Genomic DNA, 26,035 nt, shown 5'->3' with positions numbered 1-26,035 from the left:
CAAAAGTAGGAGATTCAAGCCATGCCAATGGCAGTTGGCGCAATTGAAACATTAGGCTTTCCCGCAGTCTTAGCATCAGCAGATGCTATGGTTAAAGCCGCTGCTGTCACTTTGGTATACTACGGTATAGCCGAAAGTGGCCGTATGATTGTTGCTGTCAGAGGACAGGTAGCCGAAGTAAAAACAGCCGTAGCGGCTGGTATTGTGGCTGGTGAAGCAGCCTATGGTGGTCAGGTTATTACCCACTACATTATTCCCAATCCCCCGGAAAATGTAGAAACAGTTTTACCGATCCACTTCACGTCCAAATCTGAACCTTTCCGTATTTTCTAAGTAAGTTCGCTATCAAAAATTGAAGCCCAGCTTCATAAACATAATTTGTAGCAACCTATAACTTTTTATATTCATAACAGGAGATTAAAAATGTCACTACAAGCTGTTGGATCATTAGAAACCAAGGGTTTTCCCGCCGTTCTCGCAGCAGCAGACGCAATGGTAAAAGCCGGTCGAGTTACCCTCGTTGGTTATATCAGAGTTGGTAGCGCTCGCTTTACCGTCAATATTCGTGGTGACGTTTCTGAAGTCAAAGCCGCTATGGCAGCCGGTGTGGATGCTGTAGAAAAAGTTTATGGTGGTACTCTCGAATCTTGGGTAATTATTCCCCGTCCCCACGAAAACGTAGAAGCTGTATTGCCAATTGCTTATACAGCAGACGTTCAACAATATCGAGATTCTGTGGAAAATCCCATTATTGGTGCGTCTAGAGGCTAATTGGTATTTTCGGCTGGTAATGGGTAATGGGTAATGGGTAGTGACTGGGAATTTTAGAGTTTAGATTTTAGATGAAAAAAGTTTGGTATAAGTCCCCATAGTTGAGGACGAAAACATACTCGCTGCGCTGCGTACGCTTCGCTAACGTCAATCCAAAATCAAGTGACTTCCTATTCCCTCTTTCCCTAACTAGCGATATTACAGCAGAATTCAGGAGTTAGGAGTCACCGAGTCAGGAGTAAAAATGGCTTTGTGTCTAGGTTTAAATTTAGATTTTGTACCTCCTAACTACGTAACCTGTCGGATGATCTTCATAGTTTCATAACGGCTGAATCTTGAAATAAAATTCATTAATTCATCCGTCTCTATCTACGGTTAATTATTTTTGAAATCTTATTCAATGTAGTTTCATCTTAATTCGGTATTGGGGTCTATTGAACGAATCAAATAGGAGTTATTACCTGCTACTAAATCGCTAAATCTAATTTCGAGGAGCGGAATATCGCTATGACAACAGATGGGGCAAATCTAGCTCAATATTGGCAACAGCGACTAAGTGCAGAATGTCCAGAACAAAGTCAGGCTACCAGACAAAGTATTCTTAACTGGCTTTTGGGAGTAGATTTAGAAAGGTTTAATTTACTTAACCCAAAAGAATTAGAAATTGCTAAACAAGCAATGGAATATCGGTGGCGAATTCTGCACAAACGTTATTTAGGTATGGGCAGAGAAAAGGCTTATCGTCAACTGATTAGCCGATTGGGTAGTGTAGTGGCAGTCAGAAACAAAATTCAAACGTGGATATCCCTCAGCCGCGATCGCCAACGGAGTGTTGTTGATGTGCTGCAAGAAGTCCTCCAAGAACTGATGCAAAGTGATTCATATATCCAACAACAAATGACTCACATTACCGCATTAACAACGGACAAAAGATTGCGGGACACATTACTATTTGCCAGCATCGAAGAATATTGTTTGCGCCCTGTGCGGAATCAACCAATTTTAATGTACCGCTTTGTTAACTACCTGCGACGGATGCAGCGGGGAGGCTTGACACAAGTACCTAGCAGGGAATTAGTGAAACTTGTTTCCGAGGAAATTCTCACCGAAAACAACGACAATCCAGTGAGTTTAGTTGATAATCAGGCGATCGCTCAATATCAAGAAACCCAACACCTAGAAGAACAAATAGTCAACCGTCAACTCATACAGGAAAAATTTGAACAATACCTGTTAGAAAATATTGGACAACACGCAGTAGACTGGTTGCAATTGTATCTGCAAGGTAAATCCCCAGAAGAAATTGCCAAACAACTCCAAAAACCTATCAAAGAAGTATATCGTCTCCGGGAAAAACTCAGTTATCATGCCGTCCGCGTTTTTGCCATCAAAGATCAACCAGAACTAATTGATAACTGGCTATCTATCTCCCTAGAAGAACATAATCTAGGGCTAACAGAAACCCAATGGCAACAACTCCCAGAAAAAATTACCCCTCTAGGACAACAAATCCTCAACCTCCGCAAAGCAGGTAACTCCATAGAAACTATAGCCCAACAACTACAACTTAAAAATCATCAAGTTCTAGGTGAATGGACGAAAATTTATCTTGCCGCCCAAACTCTGAGAAGTCAGAATTATCACAGGAGTCAGGAGTCAGGAGTCAGGAGTCAGAAGTAAAAACCTGTTGTAGACAGAGTTTCGCCCCTACCCCTCCTAGAAAGCCCCTGCCCCTTACCTATTCCCTACTTACCATCCTTCCTTAGATATAATGAAAAAAGATATTATTATTGATACTTTTCCACTCTTTAGTACATCCAGCCCAGAAACCAGAGAATGGGTGCTGAATATAGCAACCGAACATGATTACCCATCAGGACGGGCTGTTTTAATGGAAGATGCCTGGGGTAATGCAGTTTACTTTATTGTTTCCGGTTGGGTAAAAGTTCGCCGCACCAAGGTGGAAGAATCCGTCACCATAGCAATTTTAGGACCAGGTGATTTCTTTGGAGAAATGGCTGTTTTAGATGAATTTCCAAGATCAACGGACGTTGTTTCCCTTTCCAAAGTAAAACTACTAAGTGTTTCTAGGGAGAGTTTTATTCAAATCCTGTTTAAAGACTCACATTTACATCATAGAATGCTGCAACTGATGGTAGGCAGAATTCGTCAAATTAATCTGCGGTTACAAATGCGTTTGTCACCACCTGCGGTTAAACTTGCCCATGTCTTAGTAAGTTTAACCGATAGTTATAGTCAAGCATCAGAACAAGGCCAGAAAATTTTTAACATTCCCCTGAAAGATTTGGCAGAAGTGACAGAAATCACCCTGGAAGAAACAACCAAAATCATGGAAAAACTCTCTGAAAAAGAATGGATTAAAATTGATACTGCTAACAACACCATTAATCTGATTAACTATACACGACTCGCGGCTTTAGCCAGCAAACTCTAAGTAGGGTTTGCTGAATAAGTTGTCTGTGAGGGTAGGTGACAGGGGACAGGGGACAGGTGACAGTTTCAACTATCCGGATATCCTCAATTTTCCAAATCCGACAAGGAAAATAGGTGCAAGGTTTTTGAAGAGGGTAGTACCAAAACGGGGCATTTTACCTCTAATAAACTTAAAAGGGGGATGACAGATAGCAAATTTAACCAGATATAGACTCAAATCCAGCCAATATGTCATAAGTTAAAAAGAGTGTTCCAGAGAAAATTGATTTATGACTACTACCATCAAGACCGAACCTGATTTAGCGTCCCATTTTGTTAATAGCATCTTGGCCATTAAACCCGTAGCTAATTTTGCTAAACACCGAGCTAGACAAATGATGATTAAACGGGCTGAAAAAATTGGTGTATTTTGGACAAAGGAAGTAGAGAAACTGCAAACCCGTGATTGGGGAAGCGATTTAGCGCAAGTCCAAAATCCCCAGCTAAACTACCCAGATTACTACGTCACCTCATTCCACGCCTATGAAACCGGAAATCTCAGTTGGCAAGCAGCTTTTGAAGTAGAATCTGCGGCTCATGCTGTCCACTCTAGGATTTGGCAGCAACCGGAAAATCAAGGTGACGCAAAACTTCGCCAAAGCTTTCACGATATCCTCAAAAATTCTATTTCTGAGCAGCCAAAAGATATTATAGACTTAGGATGTAGCGTGGGGATGAGTACCTTTGCCCTCCAGGCAGTTTATCCCCATGCTAAAATTACCGGTTTAGACTTATCTCCTTACTTCCTAGCTGTAGCTAACTATCGTAGCCAAGAACGTCAAACCCAAATTAACTGGGTACATAGTCAAGCAGAATCTACAGGCATAGCAGATGCTTCCTTTGATTTAGCTTCGATTTTTTTGATGTGTCATGAATTACCTCAATCAGCAACTCACCAGATTTTTGCTGAAGCTAGACGTATTTTACGTCCCGGTGGACACCTAGCAATTATGGACATGAATCCCAAATCGGAAATTTACAAAAAAATGCCAACTTATATTTTGACGTTGCTTAAAAGTACCGAACCTTATTTAGATGAATATTTCAGTTTGGATATTGAACAAGCCTTAACTGGGGCAGGTTTCCAACTTCCTACTATTACTAGCAATAGTCCGCGTCACCGTACTATCATTGCTCAGGTGAGTGGCTAATTTATATTTAGTGTTGTGGGCAGTTATTCCCCCCCTGCTGTTTTTGTGGTTTTACTACCGCAGAACTCCTGCCGCCCCACCTTGGTTCAGTTTATGGGTTTTCTTCACTATTGGTGCTATCTCTGGTTTTGCTGCTCTGGGCTTAGAATGGGCTATGGAAAATGTGGCTAACCGGGTTTTAGACTGGCAGCAGATTCAGCGTCATTTTTCTGGGGTCGTTTTTCGGCAAATATTAGCGATCGCTCCCATTGAAGAAGGTTGTAAATTAGTAGCAGTTATTCTGCCCATTTCCTATTTACAACGTCAGTATCATCTGCGAACGACTACAGTTTTTTTATTTACCATAGCCGTAGCTTTAGGTTTCACAGCCGAAGAAACCTGGATTTATTTATATCACGGCACATCTTCCATTCTCGACCGTAGCATTGGCACACCAGTCCATGCCATGTTTTCTGCTCCTTGGGGATACGCTTTAGCAATATATATTTCTGCCAGTAAAAGGTTAAATCGCCATCGGCATTTAGTTCTTATTGCTTGGTTAAATTCTGTTTTCTTTCATGCTTTAGTCAATATTTTATCTATTTCTGTGAGGTTTTCACGACCTACAAATTTACTCATTTATTGTTTATTTCCTGTACTATTATGGATGTTTTGGGGGTTGGAACAACTACTGCGAAAACTCCAGAAAAAACATCCTTTAGAGTTAATTTCTGGACGTACATCTTCAGCCCGCACTTGGCAAAGAGGTTTAGTATTGTTAATCCTATCACTAGGCGGAAATTCTCTATTTGGATTATTGATTCTCTCCAGAAAAATTAGTCCTTTGCGGTGGGAACTTTGGTTTGATCCGAAAATTTTCTGGTTTATAGTCCAAGAACTATTATTCAATTTTGGTTTAGGACTTTTAGCTTGGTTAATTTATCGTTATTTACGCAGTTTAGCCGGTCGTCGGCATTTGTTTAACTGATAATTAGCATTATGAAAACAACGGAGAATAAAACAATGACCATTATCACAATAGATGATGAATTAATTAATGAAATTATCGCAGTCAGTCACTATGAAAATGCACAGGAAGCAGTCATAAACATATTATCCAACTACTTGCAGCAACAAAAAAAGGAACTGCCTTTATTTGAGCGATTACGTTTTATAGATGAAGAATCTGCCGAAGATGATATCGCCTTATTGTTTGAACGTGATAAAGACACAGGCAGAAATTTTGAACTATGACCTATCTAATTGATACCTGTGTAATGTCTGAGTTTAATTATTGATTCTACTGTTGTTAATTTTTGAGAAATCTAAGGAGAATTTTATGCAAGTTAAAATCGAGTTACCTGATGAGTTGGGTAATCAACTTTTGGAAATGCCTGATATGCAGCTATTGTCCTTGTAGTTAAAAATTATTAATACTTTAAAAACAGCAGCATCCATGATTTTTGGTTTGTAATACCCATATCAATAAACTGCAATTTTGGCAACAAAAGCAGTACATTGTACAATATAGTTGTACAACTTCTGAAAAAAGAGAATGTTAAGCAAAGAAACCACCTACTCGCAAGCAAAGTTGAATTTAGCAACTATCTTAGATCAGGTGTATGACCAACGGGAAATTGTAGTAATTAAACGTCGTAATCATAAAAATGTGGCGTTAATTGCCGAAGATGAACTTTCTAGTTTATTAGAGTGTGTTTATTTATTAAGATAACCTGAAAACGCTCAACGTTTATTTCGGTCTTTAGAATGGGCTGAAACAACAATAGAAACTCCTCAAACATTAGCTGAATTAAAAGAGGAGTTAGCAATATAGATCCCTGACTTCTTTGAGAAGTCAGGGATCTGGATAGGTTTAAACTATTGCCAATACTGGTTGACTTACTGCTGCATTAACAGATATGGATTCAGAATCAGCCGCATAGATTTCGCAAGCGTTATTGGGACTTTCCACCAATTTAACTTTGTAAAGAGTTGCACCTAATTCTTGAATAGGCGATCGCAGAGTATTACTAATATAAAGAGCAATATTTTCCGCAGTTGGCACAACTTGATTAAAGAAAGCAACATCTTTATTTAAGAAAGTATGATCAAATGGCTCAATCACGTAATCTGTAATTATCTGATTTAAAGCCCCCAAATCAATCACCATCCCCGTAGAGGAGTCAATATCCCCTTTTATCGTTACTTCCAATTGATAATTATGTCCATGTCCATTTACACGGGCGCATTTACCATAAATTCCCGTGTTTTTTGCCAAACTTAAATCAGGGTGTGCCAATCTATGAGCAGAGCTAAAATGAGTGCTAATACTCAAATACCCCTCCATACTCTGACCCGAATAATCTGCCCAAAGCTGATGACTTTCAAACAGTTTAACGTTGGATAGCTTCACCCCTAATTCATCAATGGGTGATTCTAAGAGACCATGAATGTAACGGGAAATATTCTCTGTAGTGGGGACAATATCGGCAAAATAAGGAATATCCTCATTTACACAAGAGTGATCAAATATTTTCACCACATAATCTTCCACCACTCTATTTAAAGCAGCCACATCCACAATCATGCCAGTCCGGGAGTCTATTTCACCTGCTACAGTCACCTCTAGATGATAATTATGACCGTGAGTCTGAGTACATCTACCATATTTATCAACACTGAGGTTAGGTGCTAGACGGTGAGCGGCGCTAAAATGAGTCCTGATGGTTAAATTAGCTTGTTTTCCCTCTCCTTGATAATCTGCCCAAAGTTGAGGATGTTCAAATAACTGGACGCGCACCACAGGTAAATGGGGTGCTAACCGTTCCCAAATCACTCGCGCCATATTTTCCGTCGTGGGGAGAGTTTGTTGAAATTCTGTCCACACATCATTGAGATAGGAAAAATCTAGTTGACTGGTAACTTCCTTCTTGATGACGTGCTTCACATCGGACAAGTTTAGTACCATACCATACTCATCTAATTCCCCAATCATAGAGATGAACAAGACATAGTTGTGTCCGTGTCCAGGAAATTTCGAGTAAGCACCAAATTTTTCTAAATTCTCGATTTCACTCAGTTCGGGGAACCAATACCGACCAACTGCTGAAAACTGATCACGGCGATTAACAATACATTGCATGAGTATACTGGGGAGAGAATTTAATATTTCTTAAACTTTGACTATTTACAGCATAAACCAATTTGTTACCTAGCGATCGCTGAGTTTTCCGAAAATACTTGGTAATTGAGTCAATACAAGTAACGCTATAATCGGAGATTGAGATTAACGAACGGGTTCAAGTCCGGGGTTCTGTATATCAATTTTGGATTAATCTCAAATCCGAAATTTAAAATCTAAGATTGTGATCACAAGTTTACAAAATTCTTTAGTTAAACAAATCCGCAAGTTGCACTCCACAAAGGAGAGAAATAAGCAACAACTATTTTTATTAGAAGGAACACATTTGCTGGAAGAAGCTTGTGCGGTTTCCTATCCCTTAGATGCGGTATGTTGTACCTCACAATGGCATGAGACACATTCCCAACTCTGGGAAGTCATTTGTCGTCAGTGCTATCGGGTGGAAATTGTCAGTCCAGAAGTTCTAGCAGCAATGGCTACAACTGTCAATCCTGATGGTATAGTGGCTATTGCTCAAAGAGAAGCACAACCAAGACAAATTCCTTGCACTGGCTTAGTTCTGGCTTTAGAAACTGTCCAAGATCCTGGTAACTTGGGAACTATGATTCGCACAGCCGCAGCCGCAGGTGCATCAGGTTTGTGGTTAAGTGAAGATAGTGTAGATTTAGATAATCCCAAGGTTTTACGGGCTTCTGCTGGACAATGGTTTCGCTTAAATATGGCTGTAAGTGCAGATTTGCAAACTACCGTCCGGCAAAGTCAGCAAGCAGGTATGCAGGTAATAGCTACCTTACCTAATGCCGATTTAACCTATTGGCAAGTAGATTGGCGTAAACCTAGTTTAATATTATTGGGTAACGAAGGGGCGGGATTATCAGCAGATTTAGCCGCATTAGGGGATATCCAGGTGAAAATTCCCCTCAGTCCCGGAGTCGAATCCTTGAATGTAGGCATCACTGCTGCTTTAATGTTGTATGAAGCTCAAAGACAGAAAATTTCTCAGTAGGGTTTGCTGTATCAGCCGAAAACCTGAATGAATCAAGATTTTTCGGGTTAGAAAGGTGAATTAGGTGCAAAGAACCAGCGTTGAAACCGTTCATTTATCGCTCACTTTCCCAAATTTAATCTTATTCTTGCCTCCCTCCTTCTTCTGACTCCGAACTCCGAACTCCGAACTCCTATTTGTTTTTTTGCTCTAAATACTGTTCAATATCAGCAATTGCATCTTCCCAAGCAGCTAGATCAAAAGTATGAGTGTGTTCATTACTTTCTTTGTTTGTAGAATTATCTATATCTGATATGACATGATCCGGCATAGTATCTTCTAACTGATTGAGGAATTCCTGTATATCTTGATCAACAGAATTGCTTTGAGAGTCTTTAATAGGTTTCATAATCTTCATAAGAGAATCAAGATTGATGTATGTAATGGTAAGTTGCAGTGACTAATCCAACCTTCTATATGAACATGAATAAATTTGTGAAAAAAGGCTTAATCTGGCTGGGTATAGCTACTATTACCTTGAGTTTAATGGCGTGCGATCGCCTGTTTCCTCATCAAGGTGATACAGTTGAGAGAGTCAGTGATGGTGATACATTAGTATTGAAAAATGCTGATGGTAAAAAGTTCACAGTGCGGTTTGCTTGTATTGATGCTCCAGAAATACCCCATTCTCAGAAAGAAAAAAAGAGTAAAATTACTAAAGATGTCAATCAGTTTGCTTGGGGGATGAAAGCAAAAATACGGATAGAGGAACTGATCAAACAAACAGATAATCGTGTACAGTTAAATATCACAGATAGCGATCGCTATGGCAGAAAAATTGCCGAAGTACGTTTAAAAGATGGCACATTTTTACAGCAAGTTTTACTACAAGAAGGATTGGCTAAAGTATATCGTTCTTACTTGAGCAAATGTCCAGACAAGGACATAGTACAACAAGCCGAAGCACAAGCCCAACAGCAAAAAATTGGGGTTTGGAGCGATAAAAAATTTGTTGACCCTTGGGATTATCGGAAAATAAAGAGACAAGTTAGAGATTAAGTAGGTGAACAGAAAAATTTAAAGGTATGTGAATAAAAGTAAAATCACTCAAAACTCTCTTCCTGTTCCCTGTTCCCTTGCCCCAACAACAATTTTTAACGCCAAGCTACTTACTTGGATTCATCAATATTTCTAATCGGCTAAAAAGTTGGGAAGAAATCAGAGTTAATTTTGACAAAAATTCACGTAAGAACTCAAAGGGATGATCTTCCCAACAAGGTTCGGGTACTAACCAAACCAATTTGCTTTTAATTTCGTCTTCAATTTCCTCTGAATCATAATTTATAATCATTAAATATTCACAGAAAACCTACAAATAACAATCCTGTACATCCTGAAATCCTGGTTATCCTGATTCAGACAAGCACAACAAAAAATCTCCAAATAGGAAGCCAGGGAATAAATTCCCTGTCTAAAAGCTAAAGTCGGTTTAAACCGACTATTGGGAATGATGGAATATTACATTTATTTTCATCAGGTAAAAAATCAATCAAATCCTGTACATCCTTAAATCCTGGTTATCCTGATATGGCTTGCGCCACGCTACGCTATCAGACAACCACAACTTTCATCACACAACAAATAATCAAACAATCACATCCTGTAAACTTTAAATACTTGACATTGTGATTTTTATACTATTAAGATGACAAGATTATTGTATAAATCATAGCAGCTTATATTAACTCATGGGTAAAAATTTTAATACAGTCAAAACGGAGGTTAAACACTGGAGAAATTTCACATTTAATGGTCAAGTTTACGACTTATCACATCTTGATGTTCACTGGGTTGAATATACTGATGATACAGATGAAAATAACCCATTCACATACAGATTTATCGTCACATATAGCTCACATTGTTTTACTAAAGAATCGGATGAACTGAGTAGCGAAGAATCAAATTTATTGATGTATAATGCTCCAAGAGAGTCTAGACCATTCAATTTTGAAAGATACAATTTATCAAAGCATTTACCCAGTATTATCAAGTCACTGGGTGAAAAAACAACATTAGTATGTCATGCTGGATATGGAAACTTTGCAACCGTTAAAATTTTAGATTCCAATGGTATTGAATTTGATTATTTTGTTGTTTTTACAGTATTTCGGGAAAGTAAAAAGCTGAGGTTGCACGTAGAAAGCGCCTACCCTAAATATGATGGTATAGGGAAAATCAAAAAAGTTCCCTTTTTTGTGATAGCCAAAAACTTATTAAATAATAAAAAATTACCCAATCCTTAAATAACAAAGACTCCTTGAGGAGTCTTCGCCAAAAATCAATTTTTGGTATTCAGAACATCTTTACCGGAATTCCTCGACCATACAGGTAACGGGATGTCATGCTTAGACTATCTTTCAACGCCTAAATCATGTCTGCTGCATCCTATATTTTTATATTAGGCTATATTTTCAATTTCGTCAAGTTTCTATTTGTCAGAATCAGGACTACCTTCGGGAAGTCAAAAGTCAAAAAGTTAGAATTTTTTGTCTGAATCAGGATAACCAGGATTATAGGATTTACAGGATGATTATTTGATGATTAATGACTCAGTTTATAATTTTTTGTCAGAATCGGGATAACCAAGATTAGAGGATTTACAGGATTGTTATTTGATGATTACTAGACGTGAATCATGTATTGATTATTACAGTAATTTCATAAATATTTACCTTTCTCCATACTAATTATCAACACCTAACCAATAATTAAACAATCACATCCTGTACATCCTTAAATCCTGGACATCCTGATTCAGACAACCACAACATTCACCACACAACAAAAAATCATCCAATCACATCCTGTACATCCTTAAATCCTGGACATCCTGATATGGCTAACGCCACGCTACGCTATCAGACAATAATATGCTATTTTATATACAGCATACATCAAACCAACCATGAACGAATCATGAATCATCCACAACAACCGCGAGAATACGATGCTGTGCTTGGTGGTAATAGTCCATCACTAGAAGGTGCAGCCGTTTTAGGTGGAATTGAAGGGGTAAAATTACGGTTAAAAAACCCAGATACAAAGGTGAGAATTGCTGCACTTCAGCAAGTTTTGAATTATGGAGAACAGGGGTTAGATTTGGTGATTGCAGGTTTAAAAGATGAATCTTGGGATGTTCAAAATACGGCTTATTTAATATTAATTGATAGAACAGAACCCAAGGTTAAACAAGCCTTAATTTCTAATCTTAAAGGGTTAAAACTAGAAAAGATTGAAGTAGTTACAGTTAACAAGGATGGGGAAATTATTCAACGTCAGCCGCGTGTAGCTAGATATTTTATAGAAGATTTGGGTAATGGTGTGACATTAGAAATGGCTGCAATTCCGGGTGGTACTTTTATGATGGGTTCACCAGAAAATGAAGAAGGAAGAAAAGATAATGAAAGTCCCCAGCATCAAGTTACTGTTCCTAGTTTCTTTATGGGAAAATATCCGGTAACACAGGCACAATATCAAGCTATTATGGGAACTAACCCTTCTCGTTTCAAAGGTAGTAATCACCCTGTTGAAGTCGTTAAGTGGCATGATGCAGTTAATTTCTGTGAAAAGTTAAGCCAAAAAATCGGAACCCCCTACAGACTGCCAAGTGAAGCTGAATGGGAATATGCTTGTAGAGCGGGAACTACCACACCATTTCACTTTGGAGAGATGATTACAACGGATTTAGCTAACTATAATGGTAATTATACTTATGGACAAGGACGCAAAGGAATTTACAGAAAAGAACAAGAAACAACAGAAGTAGGTAGCTTTGGAGTAGCTAACAATTTTGGGTTGTATGATATGCACGGCAACGTATGGGAATGGTGTCAAGATAATGGGCATAGTAACTATGAAGGTGCGCCTACAGATGGAAGCGAATGGCTAGATACTGAAAAGAATACTAAAAGAAAGCTGCTGCGCGGTGGTTCGTGTTACTTATATCCTGATAATTGCCGTTCTGCTTATCGCCTCTTCGACAGCCTCGTTAACTATTACGCCGATTTTGGTTTTCGGGTTGTATGTAGTGGTGCGGCGAGGACTTAGTAGCACTATGCGCTTTTGTCCTCTTGCCTTTTTCTTGTCTTACCTACTTCGCATAGCGAAAAAAAATTTTGTCAGAATCAGGATATCCATTTTTATCCTAATTTAAGATTATATAAATCTGTCCTGTCATTTATTGTTAATTCTTCAATTGCCTGAATATTCAATTCTTCTATTTGAAATACATACTCGGTAAACTGAACTATGATTTCGATAAATTCACACCAGAGAATATTCGACCATAATTCACCTTTTGACATCCAATCCTTAAATTTTTGTACCTTTTCTTCACGGTTTTGATGAACTAATTCACCGTTAATAAATGTGTCAAATATATCTTTGTTTATTAATTTATTAGGCAACAAATCTGTACTATCACTTTGATCATAAAATAAAGGTAACGAATATCTAAAATATTCAATATCACCATTATTAGGTAATGGGTATATACTTTTACCATAAAGTAAATTATGAATTTCTTGACGAGTTATTTCACGTTCATCATTTCCGCAATAACCAAGTTTTGATTCGGAATCTAAGAAAGTATTAAGCTCAGAATTTATAATTTTATAGCGTTCTTTCAATTCTTCTGATAATGGTAGTTTGTAATAAATAGTGTCTATTTTCTTCTTAAAAAAACTAGTGTCTTCATTAGTTATAAAGAAAAATCTAAGTAGTAAAACAAATCCATCTATAAGTTCTCTATCTGGTCCTTCCATTTCGGTTTTATCAACTAACCCATCTGAGTTAAAACTAATTTTAAGTTTCAAGTTAGATAATGCGGTTATAAATCTTTCTTTTCTTTTCAATTTATTTGCTAGTTCATTAAACTTATTTAATAATTCTATGTATTTGTTGAATTCTTGTCTGGCTTCCATATTTTTACATTTTTTATTTATAGAATCTATTTGGTAATCTAGGCGATTACGAACTTTGATTAGGGAGGATTTTTATATTATAGCAACCGTAGACACAAAAACAAAAACTTGATATATTTAATAATTAAGCTTTTATATATATTAATAAATAAACATAACTTATGAATAACCCAAAAATCAACCCCCATCAAGAACTCATCCAACAAATAGACCTCATGCTTCGCGCCCGCTATCCCCTACTATATATAGTCGGAGTCGAAGAAGAACCAATAGAACAAGTCCTGCAACAACTCACCCAAATATCCCAGACACCACGACAACTATTATTATGGGATATCGTCACCGGTTGGGATGACAACGGAACTGATAAAGGTTCAGTCATGGGAGCATTATCAAGAATTACCAAAACCCCAGAAAATACAACCACAATATTTGTATTGCGAGACATCCATTTTATCCTCAAAAACCCCGAAACAGAAAAAAATGCTCCCGTAATTCGGGCTATCAAAAACCTCACCCGTCAACTCAAACGCACACGCCAAACCCTCATCCTCACCAGTCATACATTAACCATTCCCCCAGAACTACAAGAAGAAGTTACAGTTATTGATTTTCCCTTACCCAACATCGAAGAAATTGATTATTTAATTCAGCAATTAATAGTCCCCGAAAAACTTAACTTAAACGGACTAGGAAAAGAACAATTAATCAAAGCCTGTCAAGGATTAAGTCGCGCCAGAATTAGAAGAGTTTTAGCCGCCGCTTTAGCAGCCAAAGGACAAGTCAACGAAACAGATATTGATAGAGTTTTAGAAGAGAAAAAACAAGCAGTTCGCCAAACCGGAATCTTAGAATTTTACACCGCCAATGAATCATTAAAAAACGTCGGAGGTTTAGAAAATCTCAAACAGTGGGTAAGAATGCGTCAAGATGCTTTTACCGAAGAAGCAAGACGTTATGGAATACCCAACCCCAAAGGCGTTTTATTAGTAGGAATCCAAGGCACAGGTAAATCATTATCGGCTAAAACTATCGCCCACGAATGGCGTTTACCATTGTTACGTTTGGACGTGGGCAGATTATTTGGGGGTATAGTGGGAGAAAGTGAAAATCGCATTCGGCAAATGATACAATTAGCAGAAGCAATATCACCCTGTGTATTATGGATGGATGAAGTAGATAAGGCTTTTGGTAATATTAATAGTGGTACAGATGGTGACTCTGGAACATCGCGCCGGGTATTTGGTACACTCATTACCTGGATGCAAGAAAAAACTAGTCCGGTGTTTATGGTGGCTACTGCTAATAATGTGCAAATATTACCAGCCGAGTTATTAAGAAAAGGGCGATTTGATGAAATATTCTTTTTAAATTTACCTACGGAAAAAGAACGCCATGATATTTTTAAAGTCCACCTGCAAAAAATCCGTCCTTCCCGACTGCGAGAATTTGATTTACAGAAACTTGCAAGTCATAGCGAAAATTTTAGCGGTGCGGAAATTCAACAGGTAATTATTGATGGTATGCACCGCGCTTTTGGTAGTTTAGTCGCTGGTAATAGGCGGGATTTTAACACTGAAGATATTTTAGCGGCGGTGTCGGAAACTGTTCCTTTGGCGGCTATTGCTAAGGAACAAATTACTAGTTTAAAACGCTGGGCTGCGGAAGCTGGCGCAAGAACGGCTTCTATTGATACGCTGTTAATTGAGGAGTTAAAGGTTTATTCTCAGCAGCAGGGTTTGGGTCCTTTGGAGGTGGATTAATAATTCGTAATTCGTAATTCGTAATTCGTAATTTTGTCTCTGACAAGGAATGCAAAAAAGAGGCTCTGCCTCGATATAAAATAGAGGTAGAACCTCTAAAAATGCATTCCCAGTCTGGAGACTGGGAACGAGGAAATGAACCACGAAGGAACGAAGGAAAATTCAATATTTTTTTAACGAACCGCAGAGGCGCAGAGGACGCGGAGGGAAGAGGTTTTGGAGAGATTTTTTATAGGAGTTGATTTTTTATGTCTCATTTTACAACTATCAAGGTGCAAATTAAACAGGGTGAAGTGCTGCATCAAGTATTAAAGGAGTTGGGTTATCAAGTTGAACAAAATACTCAAGTTCGGGGTTATATGGGTGATACTACTAATGCTGAATATGTGATTCGTCAAGCTAATGGTTATGATTTGGGTTTTCGTGAAAATGGAGAAGGTTATGAATTAGTGGCAGATTTTTGGGGTGCGAAAATTAATCAGCAGGAGTTTATTAATAATATTAGTCAAAAATACGCCCATAAAACTTTGATGGAAACCATACAAACTGAGGGTTTTAATGTGGAGGAAGAGGAAGTATTAGCAGATGGTACGGTGCGGGTTTTAGTTGGTAGATGGGTTTAGAGGATGTTTAAAAAAATGGCGATTAGACATCGCATCTACACAGACGAAACCCGCCTTCGCGGGTTAGAAATACAATTTTTTTAGTCCACGAAGGTGGACTTTGTTTGTGTAGCCGCGAATTCCATTCGCCGGGAAATTTTTATTACCTATGAAAAAGGAAAAATCATTATGGCTGAATATCAAAAAGTTGAATATCGCATTGGTAAAGATGGTAAAATAGTGGAACGGGTTTTAAATGCAACTGGTTCTAGTTGTGTGGAAACAACAAAAGGGTTAGAAAAATCTTTGGGAGAAATAGAATCTCAGGAATTGTTACCGGAATATTATCAAGATGATGAGTTAATTACTACCTCGGAAAATCAATCTTTACAACAACAGTAAACTCAAAACCCAACTTCTTCGAGAAGTTGGGTATTTGAACCTATAATGGGTATATCTCGCAAAAAATTCTTCATTTTGCACTTTTAGGAATGGCTTTATTATGCTTCAAAGACTATATGTAAATAACTTCAGATGTTTAGAAAACTTTGAACTAACCATGAAAGAGATGTCATCTGCTCTCTTGATTGGTAAAAATGGTGTGGGTAAATCAACTATTGCTAAAGCCTTGGAGATACTTCAAGCTATTGCTAGAGGTACAAATAGATTGCGGGATCTTGCGAAAGAACCTCGTCTCATTGGAACGAATGATTTCGCTCATGGAAAGTCTGACGTTCCGATTCGTTTAGAAATAGAAGTATTACTTGACAATAAATTACATAAATATGTCCTAGCATTGGATTTGCCAGAAAATTTTAAAGAATTACGAGTTTTTGAAGAAGAATTTTTAGTTGCAGGAAATCCAATTTACTCTCGAAAAGCCGACGAGGTTACTATTCATCATAACGCCCAAAATCAGGAAGCTCAGTTTTCAGTGGATTGGCATTTAATAGCTATGCCAATAATTAGCAATAATAGTGTTGATGTTTTTAAGAATTGGCTTTGTCAGATGATTATTTTAGTACCAATTCCCAGTTTGATGACTGGAAATTCCTACAGTGAAACTTTAGAACCAAAGCGAGATGGTTCAAATATTGGAGAATGGCTTTCTGGAATACTTGGTCGTTATCCTGCGGCCTATAGAGAAATTGACAAATATCTCCGAGATATTATGCCAGACTTTCAAGATTTTGTCAATGAAATTATTGGTAAAGACTTAAAAAGTCTAGTTGTTAGATTTGAGAAAAATAAGGCAACTTTGAATGTTGATTTTCAAGATTTATCAGATGGTGAAAAATGCTTTTTTCTTTGTGCTGTGGTCTTAGCAGCTAATAAATTCTATGGACCAATTTTCTGCTTTTGGGATGAACCTGATAATTATCTTTCTTTATCAGTAGTAGGTGATTTTATCATGTCTTTACGACGTTCATTTAAAGATAATGGACAAATTGTAGTAACTTCTCATAATCCTGAAGCAATTAGAGAATTTTCTTATGAAAATACATTTTTCCTGGATCGAAAGAGTCACTTAGAACCAACTTTAATTAGATCACTCAGCGATATAAATACTACTGGTGATTTGATAAATGCCTTAATTTGTGGGGACATAGAATTATGAGTGTAAACAAGTATAATTCACACCTTATTATATTACCTGAAGATGATCATAATCTCCAAATTGCTAAGGGTTTCCGTCGATATTTAAACCTTAAAGATGTTATTCAAGTCCTTCCAGTAGCTCGTGGTTGGAAAAAAGTTATGGAAGAATTTGAAAATAATCATATTATTAATATACGACAATTTCCAAAAAGAAATATATTATTACTGATTGATTTTGATGATCAAGAAGATAGATTTAGTTATGCAGAAGGTTATATTCCAGAGAATCTAAGAAATAGAGTATTTATCCTTGGAGTAAAAATTGAACCAAGAGATTTGAAGAAAGATGTTCTGAAAAATTTTCAGGGTATTAAAAGTTTTGAGGATATTGGAGAAGCACTTGCTAAAGAATGCGCTGAAAACAACAATGAATTATGGGGACATCATCTTTTAATACACAATAAACCTGAATTAGAACGAATGATTTTATCTGTTAAACCATTTCTGTTTCCAAATTAGACTAAAAAAACAATATGCTAGAACAAATTAATCAAGTCGCTTTTGCTGTAATTCTCGTAATCATTGTTTATCTTATTCTGCGGTTTTTATTCCCAGCAAATAATCAAGATATACCTATTAATAATGAATCTGTAACTTCTCCAGACACAGAACAGAAGATTAAAGAGTTAGAATTTCAATGTCAACGACTCAGGGAGGAATTAAAACAACAATCTCAACAATTACAAACTGATTTTCAACAGGAAACTTTTACCCAGTTACAAACTTTACTCGCTAACTATCCCACAGTTAAAAAAATGGCTTTAGCTAAACCAGAGTTACCAGCTAAAAACCTGGTTTCTCTATTTACAGCTTTAGATAATCTAATTACCAATTGGGGTTATACTGTTATTGGGGAAACTTGGGAACAGGTTAATTATAATCCTCAATTACATCAAGCTGATAGTGATGATATTCAAGAGGGGGAATTAGTCTATATTCGTTTTATTGGTTATCAAAATGGTGATAAAGTTCTTTATCCTGCTAAAATTAGTCGTACTCTTCCAGCAGGATTTGATAATAATTAAATATAAATCTGTTAGCTTCCTTACCCGCCTAGAAATGAATTTCTGGGCTAATAGTTAAAGTAAACTAAAGTTTACTAAAAATTTTCGAGCTATTTAGTCATCTTTAGATGACTTTAGCTATGAGACTGGGAATTCATTCCCAGGCGGTATTTCTGACTCCTGACTCCTCAAATTATGACTACTATTGCAATTGATTTTGGTACAAGTAATACTGTAATTAGTATTTTAGAAGCTGATACTCAATTACCTAAAAGTTTACGGTTTCCTAATTTATCCCGTGTATTTGTGGGTGTAACTCCTCAAGGTGAAAGATTAGAATATCCCGTTATTCCTAGTTTAATGTTTATTAAATCAGGTCATAATATCATATTAGGTGAAGGTGTGAGAAGTCAAAGATTAGGACTTTCTCAAAGTCATCCTCCTGAAAGATTATTTAAAAAGTTTAAACGCGATTTAGCTGGAGATTATCAACCACCAGCAAGACAAATTGATGGTATAAATTATCATGCTGTTTCTGTTTCTGAGTTATTTATCCAAACTATTTGGACGGAAATAAAAAAGCAAAATATCCAACCTAGTCATTTAATTTTTACTGTTCCTGTGGGTGCATTTGAACGTTATTTAGATTGGTTTCGAGATTTAGGTCAAAAATTAAATGTTCCTCAAGTTTCCATTGTTGATGAATCTACAGCAGCGGCTTTAGGTTATGCTGTTAAAAGTCCCGGTAAATTGATTTTGGTAGTAGATTTTGGTGGAGGAACTCTTGATTTAAGTTTAGTTAAAACTGTAACTAATTCTGATGAAAATAATAGTTTACGTGCTGAGGTTTTAGCTAAGTCGGAAGCCTATGTAGGTGGTGAAGATATTGATGTTTGGATAGTTGATGATTATTTACGTTCTCAAAATTTAACAGCGGAACAAGTAGGAAAAATTGGTTATCAGAATTTATTAGAAATTGCTGAAAGGTTAAAGATTCAATTATCAAGAAATCAATCTGTGGCTGAAAGTTGGTTTGATGATGAATCTTTTATGTCTTATGAATTAAAAATCAATCGTGAAAAATTAGAGGAGATTTTAGAATATAGACAGTTTTTACAACAGTTACGAGATACCTTAGATGAGGTTTTAGCTTCTGCTTTACGAAAGGGTATTAGTAAAAATGATATTGAACAAGTTTTATTGGTAGGAGGAAGTTGTTTAATTCCCGCAGTTCAACAATTAATAATTTCTTATTTTGGTAAAACTAAGGTAAAGTTAAATAAACCTTTTGATGCTGTCTGTCATGGTGCATTAGCTATTACACAAATTACGGAAATAGATGATTTTTTACGTCATAGTTACGCAATTCGTTTATGGGAAAGTTATAGCAAAAGTTATATTTATCATCGCTTATTTACCAAAGGTGAAAAATATCCTTGTCAACGTCAAGAATGGTTAAATCTGCAAGTTGCTAATAATGGACAAAAAGAAATTCGTTTAGATATTGGTGAATTAGCTGATATGTCACTAACTGAAATTGCTTTTGATGCTGGGGGAAGAATGACTTCTAGCACTCTTCAACATCAAGAAAGTTACCGTTCCCTAAATAATCAAAATCAACAGGTTTGTGTGGCAGAACTTAACCCTCCAGGTGAAGCAGGAATGGATAGAATATCGGTGTTGTTCGAGGTTGATTCTCAACGGACTTTACTAGTAACTGTGAAGGATTTATTAACAGCAGAAGTTTTAGTTAGTAGGGGTGAAATTTATAAGTTAGCATAAAACAATATAAGTGTTAATATGATCAAAAATCAAAGGCTTCTGTAATTTTAATCGTATCTATCTTTTTTAGATTTAATTACTTCAATAACATTATCATGGTCTTGACCACCAATAATATCTTTTAAATGTATCCTCCCTTCAATATACTGTAAATGAATTCGCCAACCAGATATTTTATCAATGTCAGCACGATAGATGGCTTGTTTAATACCCGTCACTTTATGCAATCTAGTTTTAGGAAAGTTTCTGGTTCTGTGACATTCATTATCCTCTAATTCTGCTAAGGATTGCAGAAAATTAATTTTCAAATTTTCTGGAAGAATTTTCATGGCTTCATAAATCACACCATACTCATCTAATAAAGGTTTAATTTGTGCCATTAGCAACAATAAGAATTTCTAATTCTTGATTTTCTTCGACGGTAAAATCTTGATAAATTAACTCGGCTACTGCGTTATATGCTTTTTCGGCATCTGCTAATTTAACTAATCTAAATAATGTAATAACTGTACAATCAAAGATAGGATCATCGTCAATGGTTAGAATTACCCTTTGGTGATCATTGATTTTTAAAGCATATATAGTTGAATCATAGGAATGATTAAGTTTGATATTTCTAAGTTGTTCGCTACTTTGATAAAATAACATCTTATCTTTAGATAAGGTTTCAAAATACCGATTCATTTCTTTAATCAGTTTAAACTTGTCTGGATCATTAAATTGTTCTAAATCCTTTTCAAAATCTTTTGTCGAATCAATGAGTATATCCACAGTTTTAACTCCTGAGTCGAAATTGTCAAATTACTGGAAATTTAATAGCATGAGAGTGTCAAGAAGTGAATGAATTTAATTAGGGTGGGGAAACCCCACCATTACAGATATTAGCGTTTCACCAATTTCTTAGACATCTTGCGAAGACGAATAGATTCAGGTGTAACTTCCACCAATTCATCTTGAGCAATGTATTCCAAAGCTCGTTCTAAATTCATATCTACGGGTGTTTGTAACTGAGTCAGTTCTTCACCACCAGATGAACGGTGGTTGGTTAACTGCTTGGTTTTACAAACGTTCAATTCCAAATCTTGGGGACGATTATGTTCACCAATAATCATGCCTTTGTAAACTTTTGTGCCTTCACTGATGAAGAATACGCCTCGATCTTCACAGTTTTTCATGGCGTAGGATGTAGAAACACCCTCGTCAAAGGAGATGAGAACGCCTTTGTTACGGGCTTCAATATCACCGCAAAGGGGACGATAATCAAGGAAACTGTGGTTCATGATGCCTTCACCGCGAGTCATTCGCATGAATTCACCCCGGAAACCGATTAAACCACGAGCAGCAACGATAAACTCTAGTTGGGTGCGATCGCCTCCACCTGGCTGCATATCTTGCATTTCTGCTTTCCGTTGTCCTAGGCGTTCAATACAGCTACCAACTGCATCAGCGGGAACGTCCAAAGCTAGAAGTTCAAAAGGTTCGCAAGGTTGACCATTAACTGTGCGATAAATTACTTGAGGTTGAGATACTTGGAACTCAAAACCTTCACGACGCATGGTTTCGATTAAGATACCCAGGTGTAATTCACCCCGACCAGAAACTAGGAATTTATCGGGAGAGTCGGTGTCTTCAACGCGCAAAGCTACGTTGGTTTCTAATTCGCGGTATAGGCGATCGCGGATTTGGCGAGATGTTACCAATTTACCTTCTTGACCAGCAAAGGGCGAATCATTCACCCAGAAAGTCATTTGTAAAGTTGGTTCATCCACCTTAATTAAGGGTAGAGCCAGAGGTTCATTAGGATCTGTAATAGTTTCACCAATATAAGCATCAGCAAAACCAGCTACAGCCACAATATAACCTGCGGTAGCCTCTTCCATTTCTATCCGTTTTAAACCTTCAAATCCCATCAACTTGGTAACTTTGCCCTTGACAATGCTGCCATCTTCTACTACCAAAGCAGCTTGTTGTCCAGCGCGGATAGTTCCATTATGGATTTTACCAATGATAATCCGTCCTAAATACTCAGAATAATCTAGGGTAGTCACTTGCAATTGCAGAGGCTTGTTAGGATCGCCCACAGGTGCGGGGACGTGACGGAGAATAGCATTAAATAGCGGCTGCATATCTACTGATTCTGCTTCTAAGGTTTCTTTAGCGAAACCAGCCATACCGGAAGCAAATAGATATTTGAAATCACACTGATCTTCATCTGCACCTAATTCTAAGAACAGATCCAAGACCTTATCAACAGCAACGTGGGGGTCAGCTTGTCCCCGGTCAATTTTGTTAATAACGACGATAGGACGGAGACCCTTTTCCAAGGCCTTTTTCAACACAAAGCGGGTTTGGGGCATTGGACCTTCGTTGGCATCAACAATCAGAATACAACCGTCCACCATGCCGAGTACCCGTTCCACTTCTCCGCCGAAGTCAGCGTGTCCAGGGGTATCAACGATATTAATCAGGGTGTCTTTGTAACGAACCGCTGTATTTTTAGAAAGAATTGTAATGCCTCGTTCCCTCTCCAAATCATTGGAGTCCATGACACAATCCGGAACGTCTTCGCCTTCGCGGAAAATGCCGGACTGTTTGAGGAGAGCGTCAACAAGGGTGGTTTTACCATGGTCAACGTGGGCGATAATGGCGACGTTACGAATTGGGAGCGTCATAGATGGTTTGGGTAAACTTTAAGGTTTTTAGATTAAGAAGCTAATTTTCGGTCGTTTTAACAGAAGTGGGGATGATTTGCCAAATCTGTAACGAACCTTTAATAATTCTAGCGTAATTGTCACAAATATTGTTATTTTGATAATAAATATCAAGAGCATGGTTTAGGTTGAAGAGTCTGTTAATGGGATTGTATAGTAAAAATGTACTAAAAATGTCTACTTTCAACTATAATTAAGACGTGTGTTGTGTGGTTAAAAATTATTGGGATAGCTAGTTTATTTTAGTCAGTTTATTTGGATTTGCGAGTTTGATTATGATTGATTGTCTAACTGTGGCTCGCTACTTCATTATGAAAGCTTATACAGATGGTATAGAAGCAGAAATGACAAACATGAAATCTCAAAAGCTTTTATACTATGCTCAAAGTTTGCATTTAGCAATGTATGATGAGCCATTATTTCCAGAAGAAATCCAGGCATGGCGTTATGGGCCTGTATGTCCACCTGCTTATAGGTTTTATAGCGAATTTGAAGCCAAACAATTACCTATACCTAGTCAAGAATTATTATCAGAAATATCCGAAGATAACAAACAACTACTAGAAGAAGTATGGGAATATTTTGGGGGCTATCACGCTTATCGTTTAAGTGATATGACTCATTTAGAATTTCCTTGGAAGAAAGCACGTAAAGGTTTACTTCCTGAAGCTGCTTCAACTACGGTAATTTTACTAGAAGATTTAAAAGTATTAGGATATGAGAAATTAGAACAGATAGAACGTGATCATCCAGGTTATCAAATTGTCATGCGACAAGTTTTAAAGGATGCTTGTAATTCAGAATCATCAACTCGTATTCAAAAAGGAGAAGTGCGTGACTGGCTTAACTCCCTTCTCGATTGAAAAATCTGATAATTTTCAGCGTTCTTTCAAAAAACTCGCAAAAGCTTATAGGTCTGATTTTATAGAGTGTGTTGCCCAAATTTTAGAAGATTTAATTGAAGAACAGTATCCCATAAATTCCCGTAACGAACCTTTACCTGGAAAGATTGAATTACCTCAAGGATGGTCATTTCACAAAATTGAGTTTAAAGTATCCAAAGGTGCATCTGGACAAATTAGATTAATGTATTTAGTTAATACAAATGATTTTGTAATTAAGCTTGTGTGGATTTATAGTCACGAACAATTTGCAAAACGGCCTGCTGAATCAGATTTAAAGGGCATTCTTAAAGAAATTTTAAATTGTTAGTAGCAACAATAAATACATCGTTTTTTACCATAGGATTGCATAAACCCACAACCCAACCTGAACCTATTTCCGCAACGTAGCGTTTAACTAAGGCGCTGCTATCTAAAAAATAAACGGACATTTAGCGACGTTCCTCAATAATAGTTTGAGAAACAGGTTTTCCTTCTGCCTGAATAAGTTTTCTTTCATGTTGTTTACTGTCAGCAGGTTGTTTAATTTGTTTCACCAAACCAGAACTTAACAGTGCTTGATGAAAGTTTGTGATTTGATTAACTTGTGCTTTATCAGTTAGACATACTTGGATGGCTTGATTAAGTTGCTGTAGTTCATCTTGTTCTAAACTATCAAGCTGACTGAGAATTTCCTTGAGAATTGTTTGTGGCATAGGTTTTTAGTTTGTAGTCAAGTGTTTTCTACTATTTTAGACAGATAATAACCTGAAATTAGCACTTACAACTAAAATTGTGCCAAAATGAACTTATAAATCTATAAGTTTACAGTTTATGGCTTGGTTGTCAGGACAGCAATTACAAGATGGTAAATATACCATAGAAAAAGAATTAGGTGAAGGTGGTTTTGGAATCACTTATCGCGCTAGAGATAATCAGGGAAATTACGTTGTTATTAAAACTTTAAATGATGCAATCCAAAAACGTGCTGATTTTGCTAAATTTCAACAAGACTTTCTCAACGAAGCCATTAAATTAGCTAAATGTAGTCATCCCCATATTGTGCAAATATACGAAGTCATTCATGAAAATGATCTTTGGTGTATGGTGATGGAATATATTGATGGTGAAGATTTAGGAACTGTAGTAGAAAATCAAGGTATTTTATCTGAAACTGAAGCATTACGCTATATTCAGCAAATTGGATCAGCATTAACTCTAGTTCATGATAATGGCTTATTACATCGAGATATTAAACCACAAAATATCATGTTGCGTTCTGGTAAATCAGAAGCCGTGTTAATTGATTTTGGGATTGCGCGAGAATTTACACCGAATTTAACCAAAACCCATACCAAAATATTATCTGATGGTTTTGCACCAATTGAACAATATGATCCTAGAGCAAAACGGGGAGCATTTACAGATGTTTATGCTTTAGCTGCAACTTTGTATTCTGTGTTAACTGGAGAATTACCAACTATATCACCAATGAGAGCAATTGGTACAGAATTAGAAGAAGCAAAAAAGATAAATTCTCGTATTAGTGATAGGGTAAATCAGGCGATAATTAAAGGAATGGAATTAAAGCCAGAAAACCGTCCTCAGTCAATAAATGAGTGGTTATCTCTTTGGAATATCCAAAAAACCAGCAATATTACTATTCTTTCAGCCACACAAATTATTGAAGATAAGATTATTCGTGAGTTTAAAACTCATGTTGATTATAAAAGTTCTAAAGCAGGATTGTTAATTCATCATAAAGAAAGTAGCTCCGATCTTGCATTACACTACCATATAACTATCTCTGATACCCATGCTTTTAACTTTGGTGGAAATGGATTTGCTGTATTCCGAATTCCGACAGTATCATATAGGGTAGAATCGGTGACATTATTGCCTAAAAAAGAAGTCCTTGATAGATGTTTAATAGCTTATGAATTGTTCAAAAATTGGGATTATGGGTTATTAGGTTGGAACTGTGAACACTTTGCTAGATTAGTAACAACAGGAGAAGCTATTAGTTATCAAGTAAAAGAGTCAATCTTAGCATTTTTAAATAATAATGGTTATCATCCATTAGCAAAAGAAATGATGGATAAAGCTTGTCAAACTGCAAAATACTAG

Annotated in this window: 30 protein-coding genes; 22 read left to right on the top strand and 8 right to left on the bottom strand. The window is 36.9% G+C overall.

The annotated features are described in order from the left end of the window. Positions 1–21 precede the first annotated feature (21 nt). The 8 genes from IQ226_RS03815 to IQ226_RS24880 all read left to right on the top strand — a co-directional run bounded on the left by IQ226_RS03815 (position 22) and on the right by IQ226_RS24880 (position 6,126). Complete coding sequence (locus IQ226_RS03815; RefSeq protein WP_104388181.1) at positions 22–333, top strand: carbon dioxide-concentrating mechanism protein CcmK; 312 nt, start codon at positions 22–24, stop codon at positions 331–333. Positions 334–423: 90 nt separating this feature from the next. Continuing rightward, positions 424–771 carry a carbon dioxide-concentrating mechanism protein CcmK gene (locus tag IQ226_RS03810; protein ID WP_168645179.1) on the top strand — a complete coding sequence of 116 codons (348 nt, stop codon included), beginning with the start codon at positions 424–426 and terminating at the stop codon, positions 769–771. A gap of 507 nt (positions 772–1,278) precedes the next feature. Further along, positions 1,279–2,451, top strand: coding sequence for a HetZ-related protein 2 (locus IQ226_RS03805; protein ID WP_193892324.1), 1,173 nt, complete (start codon positions 1,279–1,281; stop codon positions 2,449–2,451). 91 nt (positions 2,452–2,542) lie between these two features. Then, a complete protein-coding gene (locus tag IQ226_RS03800) occupies positions 2,543–3,226 on the top strand; it encodes a Crp/Fnr family transcriptional regulator (RefSeq protein WP_193892321.1) in 684 nt (227 codons plus the stop codon). Positions 3,227–3,494: 268 nt separating this feature from the next. Continuing rightward, positions 3,495–4,415: a class I SAM-dependent methyltransferase gene (locus IQ226_RS03795; protein WP_193892318.1), complete on the top strand. Its 921-nt coding sequence runs from the start codon at positions 3,495–3,497 to the stop codon at positions 4,413–4,415. Then, complete coding sequence (locus IQ226_RS03790) at positions 4,408–5,382, top strand: PrsW family intramembrane metalloprotease (RefSeq protein WP_193892315.1); 975 nt, start codon at positions 4,408–4,410, stop codon at positions 5,380–5,382. The genes IQ226_RS03795 and IQ226_RS03790 overlap by 8 nt, the downstream gene beginning before the upstream one ends. Before the next feature lie 11 nt (positions 5,383–5,393). Next, positions 5,394–5,648: a type II toxin-antitoxin system VapB family antitoxin gene (locus IQ226_RS03785; RefSeq protein WP_228039224.1), complete on the top strand. Its 255-nt coding sequence runs from the start codon at positions 5,394–5,396 to the stop codon at positions 5,646–5,648. Between the two features lie 301 nt (positions 5,649–5,949). Next, complete coding sequence (locus tag IQ226_RS24880) at positions 5,950–6,126, top strand: type II toxin-antitoxin system Phd/YefM family antitoxin (RefSeq protein WP_228039223.1); 177 nt, start codon at positions 5,950–5,952, stop codon at positions 6,124–6,126. Between the two features lie 141 nt (positions 6,127–6,267). Here the strand turns inward: IQ226_RS24880 and IQ226_RS03775 are convergent, their stop codons facing one another. Beyond that, on the bottom strand, positions 6,268–7,536 hold the full coding sequence (locus IQ226_RS03775; RefSeq protein ID WP_193892312.1) for a 6-carboxytetrahydropterin synthase: 1,269 nt from the start codon (positions 7,534–7,536) through the stop codon (positions 6,268–6,270). Positions 7,537–7,759: 223 nt separating this feature from the next. Here IQ226_RS03775 and IQ226_RS03770 point away from each other — a divergent pair, with 223 nt between their 5' ends. Next, positions 7,760–8,542 carry an RNA methyltransferase gene (locus IQ226_RS03770; RefSeq protein WP_193892309.1) on the top strand — a complete coding sequence of 261 codons (783 nt, stop codon included), beginning with the start codon at positions 7,760–7,762 and terminating at the stop codon, positions 8,540–8,542. 172 nt (positions 8,543–8,714) lie between these two features. Here IQ226_RS03770 and IQ226_RS03765 read toward each other — a convergent pair whose 3' ends face one another. Next, entirely contained in the window at positions 8,715–8,930 is a 216-nt protein-coding gene (locus IQ226_RS03765; protein WP_193892307.1) for a hypothetical protein, read from the bottom strand. Between the two features lie 74 nt (positions 8,931–9,004). Here IQ226_RS03765 and IQ226_RS03760 point away from each other — a divergent pair, with 74 nt between their 5' ends. Further along, positions 9,005–9,580: a thermonuclease family protein gene (locus IQ226_RS03760; protein WP_193892462.1), complete on the top strand. Its 576-nt coding sequence runs from the start codon at positions 9,005–9,007 to the stop codon at positions 9,578–9,580. Between the two features lie 106 nt (positions 9,581–9,686). Here the strand turns inward: IQ226_RS03760 and IQ226_RS03755 are convergent, their stop codons facing one another. Next, entirely contained in the window at positions 9,687–9,872 is a 186-nt protein-coding gene (locus tag IQ226_RS03755; protein ID WP_193892474.1) for a hypothetical protein, read from the bottom strand. A gap of 397 nt (positions 9,873–10,269) precedes the next feature. Here IQ226_RS03755 and IQ226_RS03750 point away from each other — a divergent pair, with 397 nt between their 5' ends. Together IQ226_RS03750 and IQ226_RS03745 are read left to right on the top strand one after the other, a co-directional pair. Beyond that, a complete protein-coding gene (locus IQ226_RS03750) occupies positions 10,270–10,827 on the top strand; it encodes a heat-shock protein (protein WP_193892305.1) in 558 nt (185 codons plus the stop codon). A 673-nt stretch (positions 10,828–11,500) separates the two neighbouring features. Continuing rightward, positions 11,501–12,631 (top strand): SUMF1/EgtB/PvdO family nonheme iron enzyme, encoded by a 1,131-nt coding sequence (locus IQ226_RS03745; RefSeq protein ID WP_193892303.1) that lies wholly within the window; start codon positions 11,501–11,503, stop codon positions 12,629–12,631. 92 nt (positions 12,632–12,723) lie between these two features. Here the strand turns inward: IQ226_RS03745 and IQ226_RS03740 are convergent, their stop codons facing one another. Continuing rightward, entirely contained in the window at positions 12,724–13,506 is a 783-nt protein-coding gene (locus IQ226_RS03740; protein ID WP_193892296.1) for a hypothetical protein, read from the bottom strand. A 161-nt stretch (positions 13,507–13,667) separates the two neighbouring features. Here IQ226_RS03740 and IQ226_RS03735 point away from each other — a divergent pair, with 161 nt between their 5' ends. The 7 genes from IQ226_RS03735 (at position 13,668) to IQ226_RS03705 (ending at position 20,316) form a co-directional block, all read left to right on the top strand. Continuing rightward, the gene (locus IQ226_RS03735) at positions 13,668–15,269 is read left to right on the top strand and encodes an AAA family ATPase (RefSeq protein ID WP_193892293.1); all 1,602 of its coding nucleotides are present in this window, start codon (positions 13,668–13,670) and stop codon (positions 15,267–15,269) included. A 248-nt stretch (positions 15,270–15,517) separates the two neighbouring features. Further along, the gene (locus IQ226_RS03730; RefSeq protein WP_193892290.1) at positions 15,518–15,892 is read left to right on the top strand and encodes a DUF1257 domain-containing protein; all 375 of its coding nucleotides are present in this window, start codon (positions 15,518–15,520) and stop codon (positions 15,890–15,892) included. Between the two features lie 93 nt (positions 15,893–15,985). Beyond that, positions 15,986–16,273 carry a DUF2997 domain-containing protein gene (locus tag IQ226_RS03725; RefSeq protein ID WP_370567074.1) on the top strand — a complete coding sequence of 96 codons (288 nt, stop codon included), beginning with the start codon at positions 15,986–15,988 and terminating at the stop codon, positions 16,271–16,273. A 100-nt stretch (positions 16,274–16,373) separates the two neighbouring features. Beyond that, positions 16,374–17,489 (top strand): AAA family ATPase, encoded by a 1,116-nt coding sequence (locus tag IQ226_RS03720; protein WP_193892288.1) that lies wholly within the window; start codon positions 16,374–16,376, stop codon positions 17,487–17,489. Then, positions 17,486–17,989: a hypothetical protein gene (locus IQ226_RS03715; protein ID WP_193892286.1), complete on the top strand. Its 504-nt coding sequence runs from the start codon at positions 17,486–17,488 to the stop codon at positions 17,987–17,989. The genes IQ226_RS03720 and IQ226_RS03715 overlap by 4 nt, the downstream gene beginning before the upstream one ends. A gap of 14 nt (positions 17,990–18,003) precedes the next feature. Then, positions 18,004–18,555, top strand: a complete 552-nt coding sequence (locus tag IQ226_RS03710) for a nucleotide exchange factor GrpE (protein ID WP_193892284.1) — start codon at positions 18,004–18,006, stop codon at positions 18,553–18,555. 174 nt (positions 18,556–18,729) lie between these two features. Beyond that, positions 18,730–20,316: an Hsp70 family protein gene (locus IQ226_RS03705; protein ID WP_193892282.1), complete on the top strand. Its 1,587-nt coding sequence runs from the start codon at positions 18,730–18,732 to the stop codon at positions 20,314–20,316. A gap of 47 nt (positions 20,317–20,363) precedes the next feature. Here IQ226_RS03705 and IQ226_RS03700 read toward each other — a convergent pair whose 3' ends face one another. The 3 genes from IQ226_RS03700 to typA all read right to left on the bottom strand — a co-directional run bounded on the left by IQ226_RS03700 (position 20,364) and on the right by typA (position 22,988). After that, positions 20,364–20,696, bottom strand: coding sequence for a hypothetical protein (locus tag IQ226_RS03700; RefSeq protein ID WP_193892280.1), 333 nt, complete (start codon positions 20,694–20,696; stop codon positions 20,364–20,366). Then, a complete protein-coding gene (locus tag IQ226_RS03695) occupies positions 20,683–21,087 on the bottom strand; it encodes a hypothetical protein (RefSeq protein WP_193892278.1) in 405 nt (134 codons plus the stop codon). The genes IQ226_RS03700 and IQ226_RS03695 overlap by 14 nt, the downstream gene beginning before the upstream one ends. 110 nt (positions 21,088–21,197) lie before the next feature. After that, positions 21,198–22,988, bottom strand: a complete 1,791-nt coding sequence (typA, locus tag IQ226_RS03690) for a translational GTPase TypA (protein ID WP_193892276.1) — start codon at positions 22,986–22,988, stop codon at positions 21,198–21,200. A 314-nt stretch (positions 22,989–23,302) separates the two neighbouring features. On the opposite strand from typA, the gene IQ226_RS03685 reads away from it, so the two are divergent. Then, complete coding sequence (locus IQ226_RS03685) at positions 23,303–23,890, top strand: Panacea domain-containing protein (RefSeq protein WP_193892274.1); 588 nt, start codon at positions 23,303–23,305, stop codon at positions 23,888–23,890. Continuing rightward, positions 23,862–24,239 (top strand): hypothetical protein, encoded by a 378-nt coding sequence (locus tag IQ226_RS03680; protein WP_193892271.1) that lies wholly within the window; start codon positions 23,862–23,864, stop codon positions 24,237–24,239. Before IQ226_RS03685 ends, IQ226_RS03680 begins: the two co-directional genes overlap by 29 nt. Before the next feature lie 121 nt (positions 24,240–24,360). On the opposite strand, the gene IQ226_RS03675 is transcribed toward IQ226_RS03680, so the two are convergent. Next, positions 24,361–24,624, bottom strand: a complete 264-nt coding sequence (locus IQ226_RS03675) for a hypothetical protein (RefSeq protein WP_193892268.1) — start codon at positions 24,622–24,624, stop codon at positions 24,361–24,363. Positions 24,625–24,742: 118 nt separating this feature from the next. Between IQ226_RS03675 and IQ226_RS24875 the strand changes: the two genes are divergently transcribed. Beyond that, a complete protein-coding gene (locus tag IQ226_RS24875; protein ID WP_228039222.1) occupies positions 24,743–26,035 on the top strand; it encodes a serine/threonine-protein kinase in 1,293 nt (430 codons plus the stop codon).

The organism is Dolichospermum sp. LEGE 00240 (genome assembly GCF_015207875.1).
GTDB lineage: Bacteria > Cyanobacteriota > Cyanobacteriia > Cyanobacteriales > Nostocaceae > Dolichospermum > Dolichospermum gracile.
Note: the sequence above shows the minus strand (reverse complement) of the source record. Positions and strands in the feature narration are given on the sequence as shown.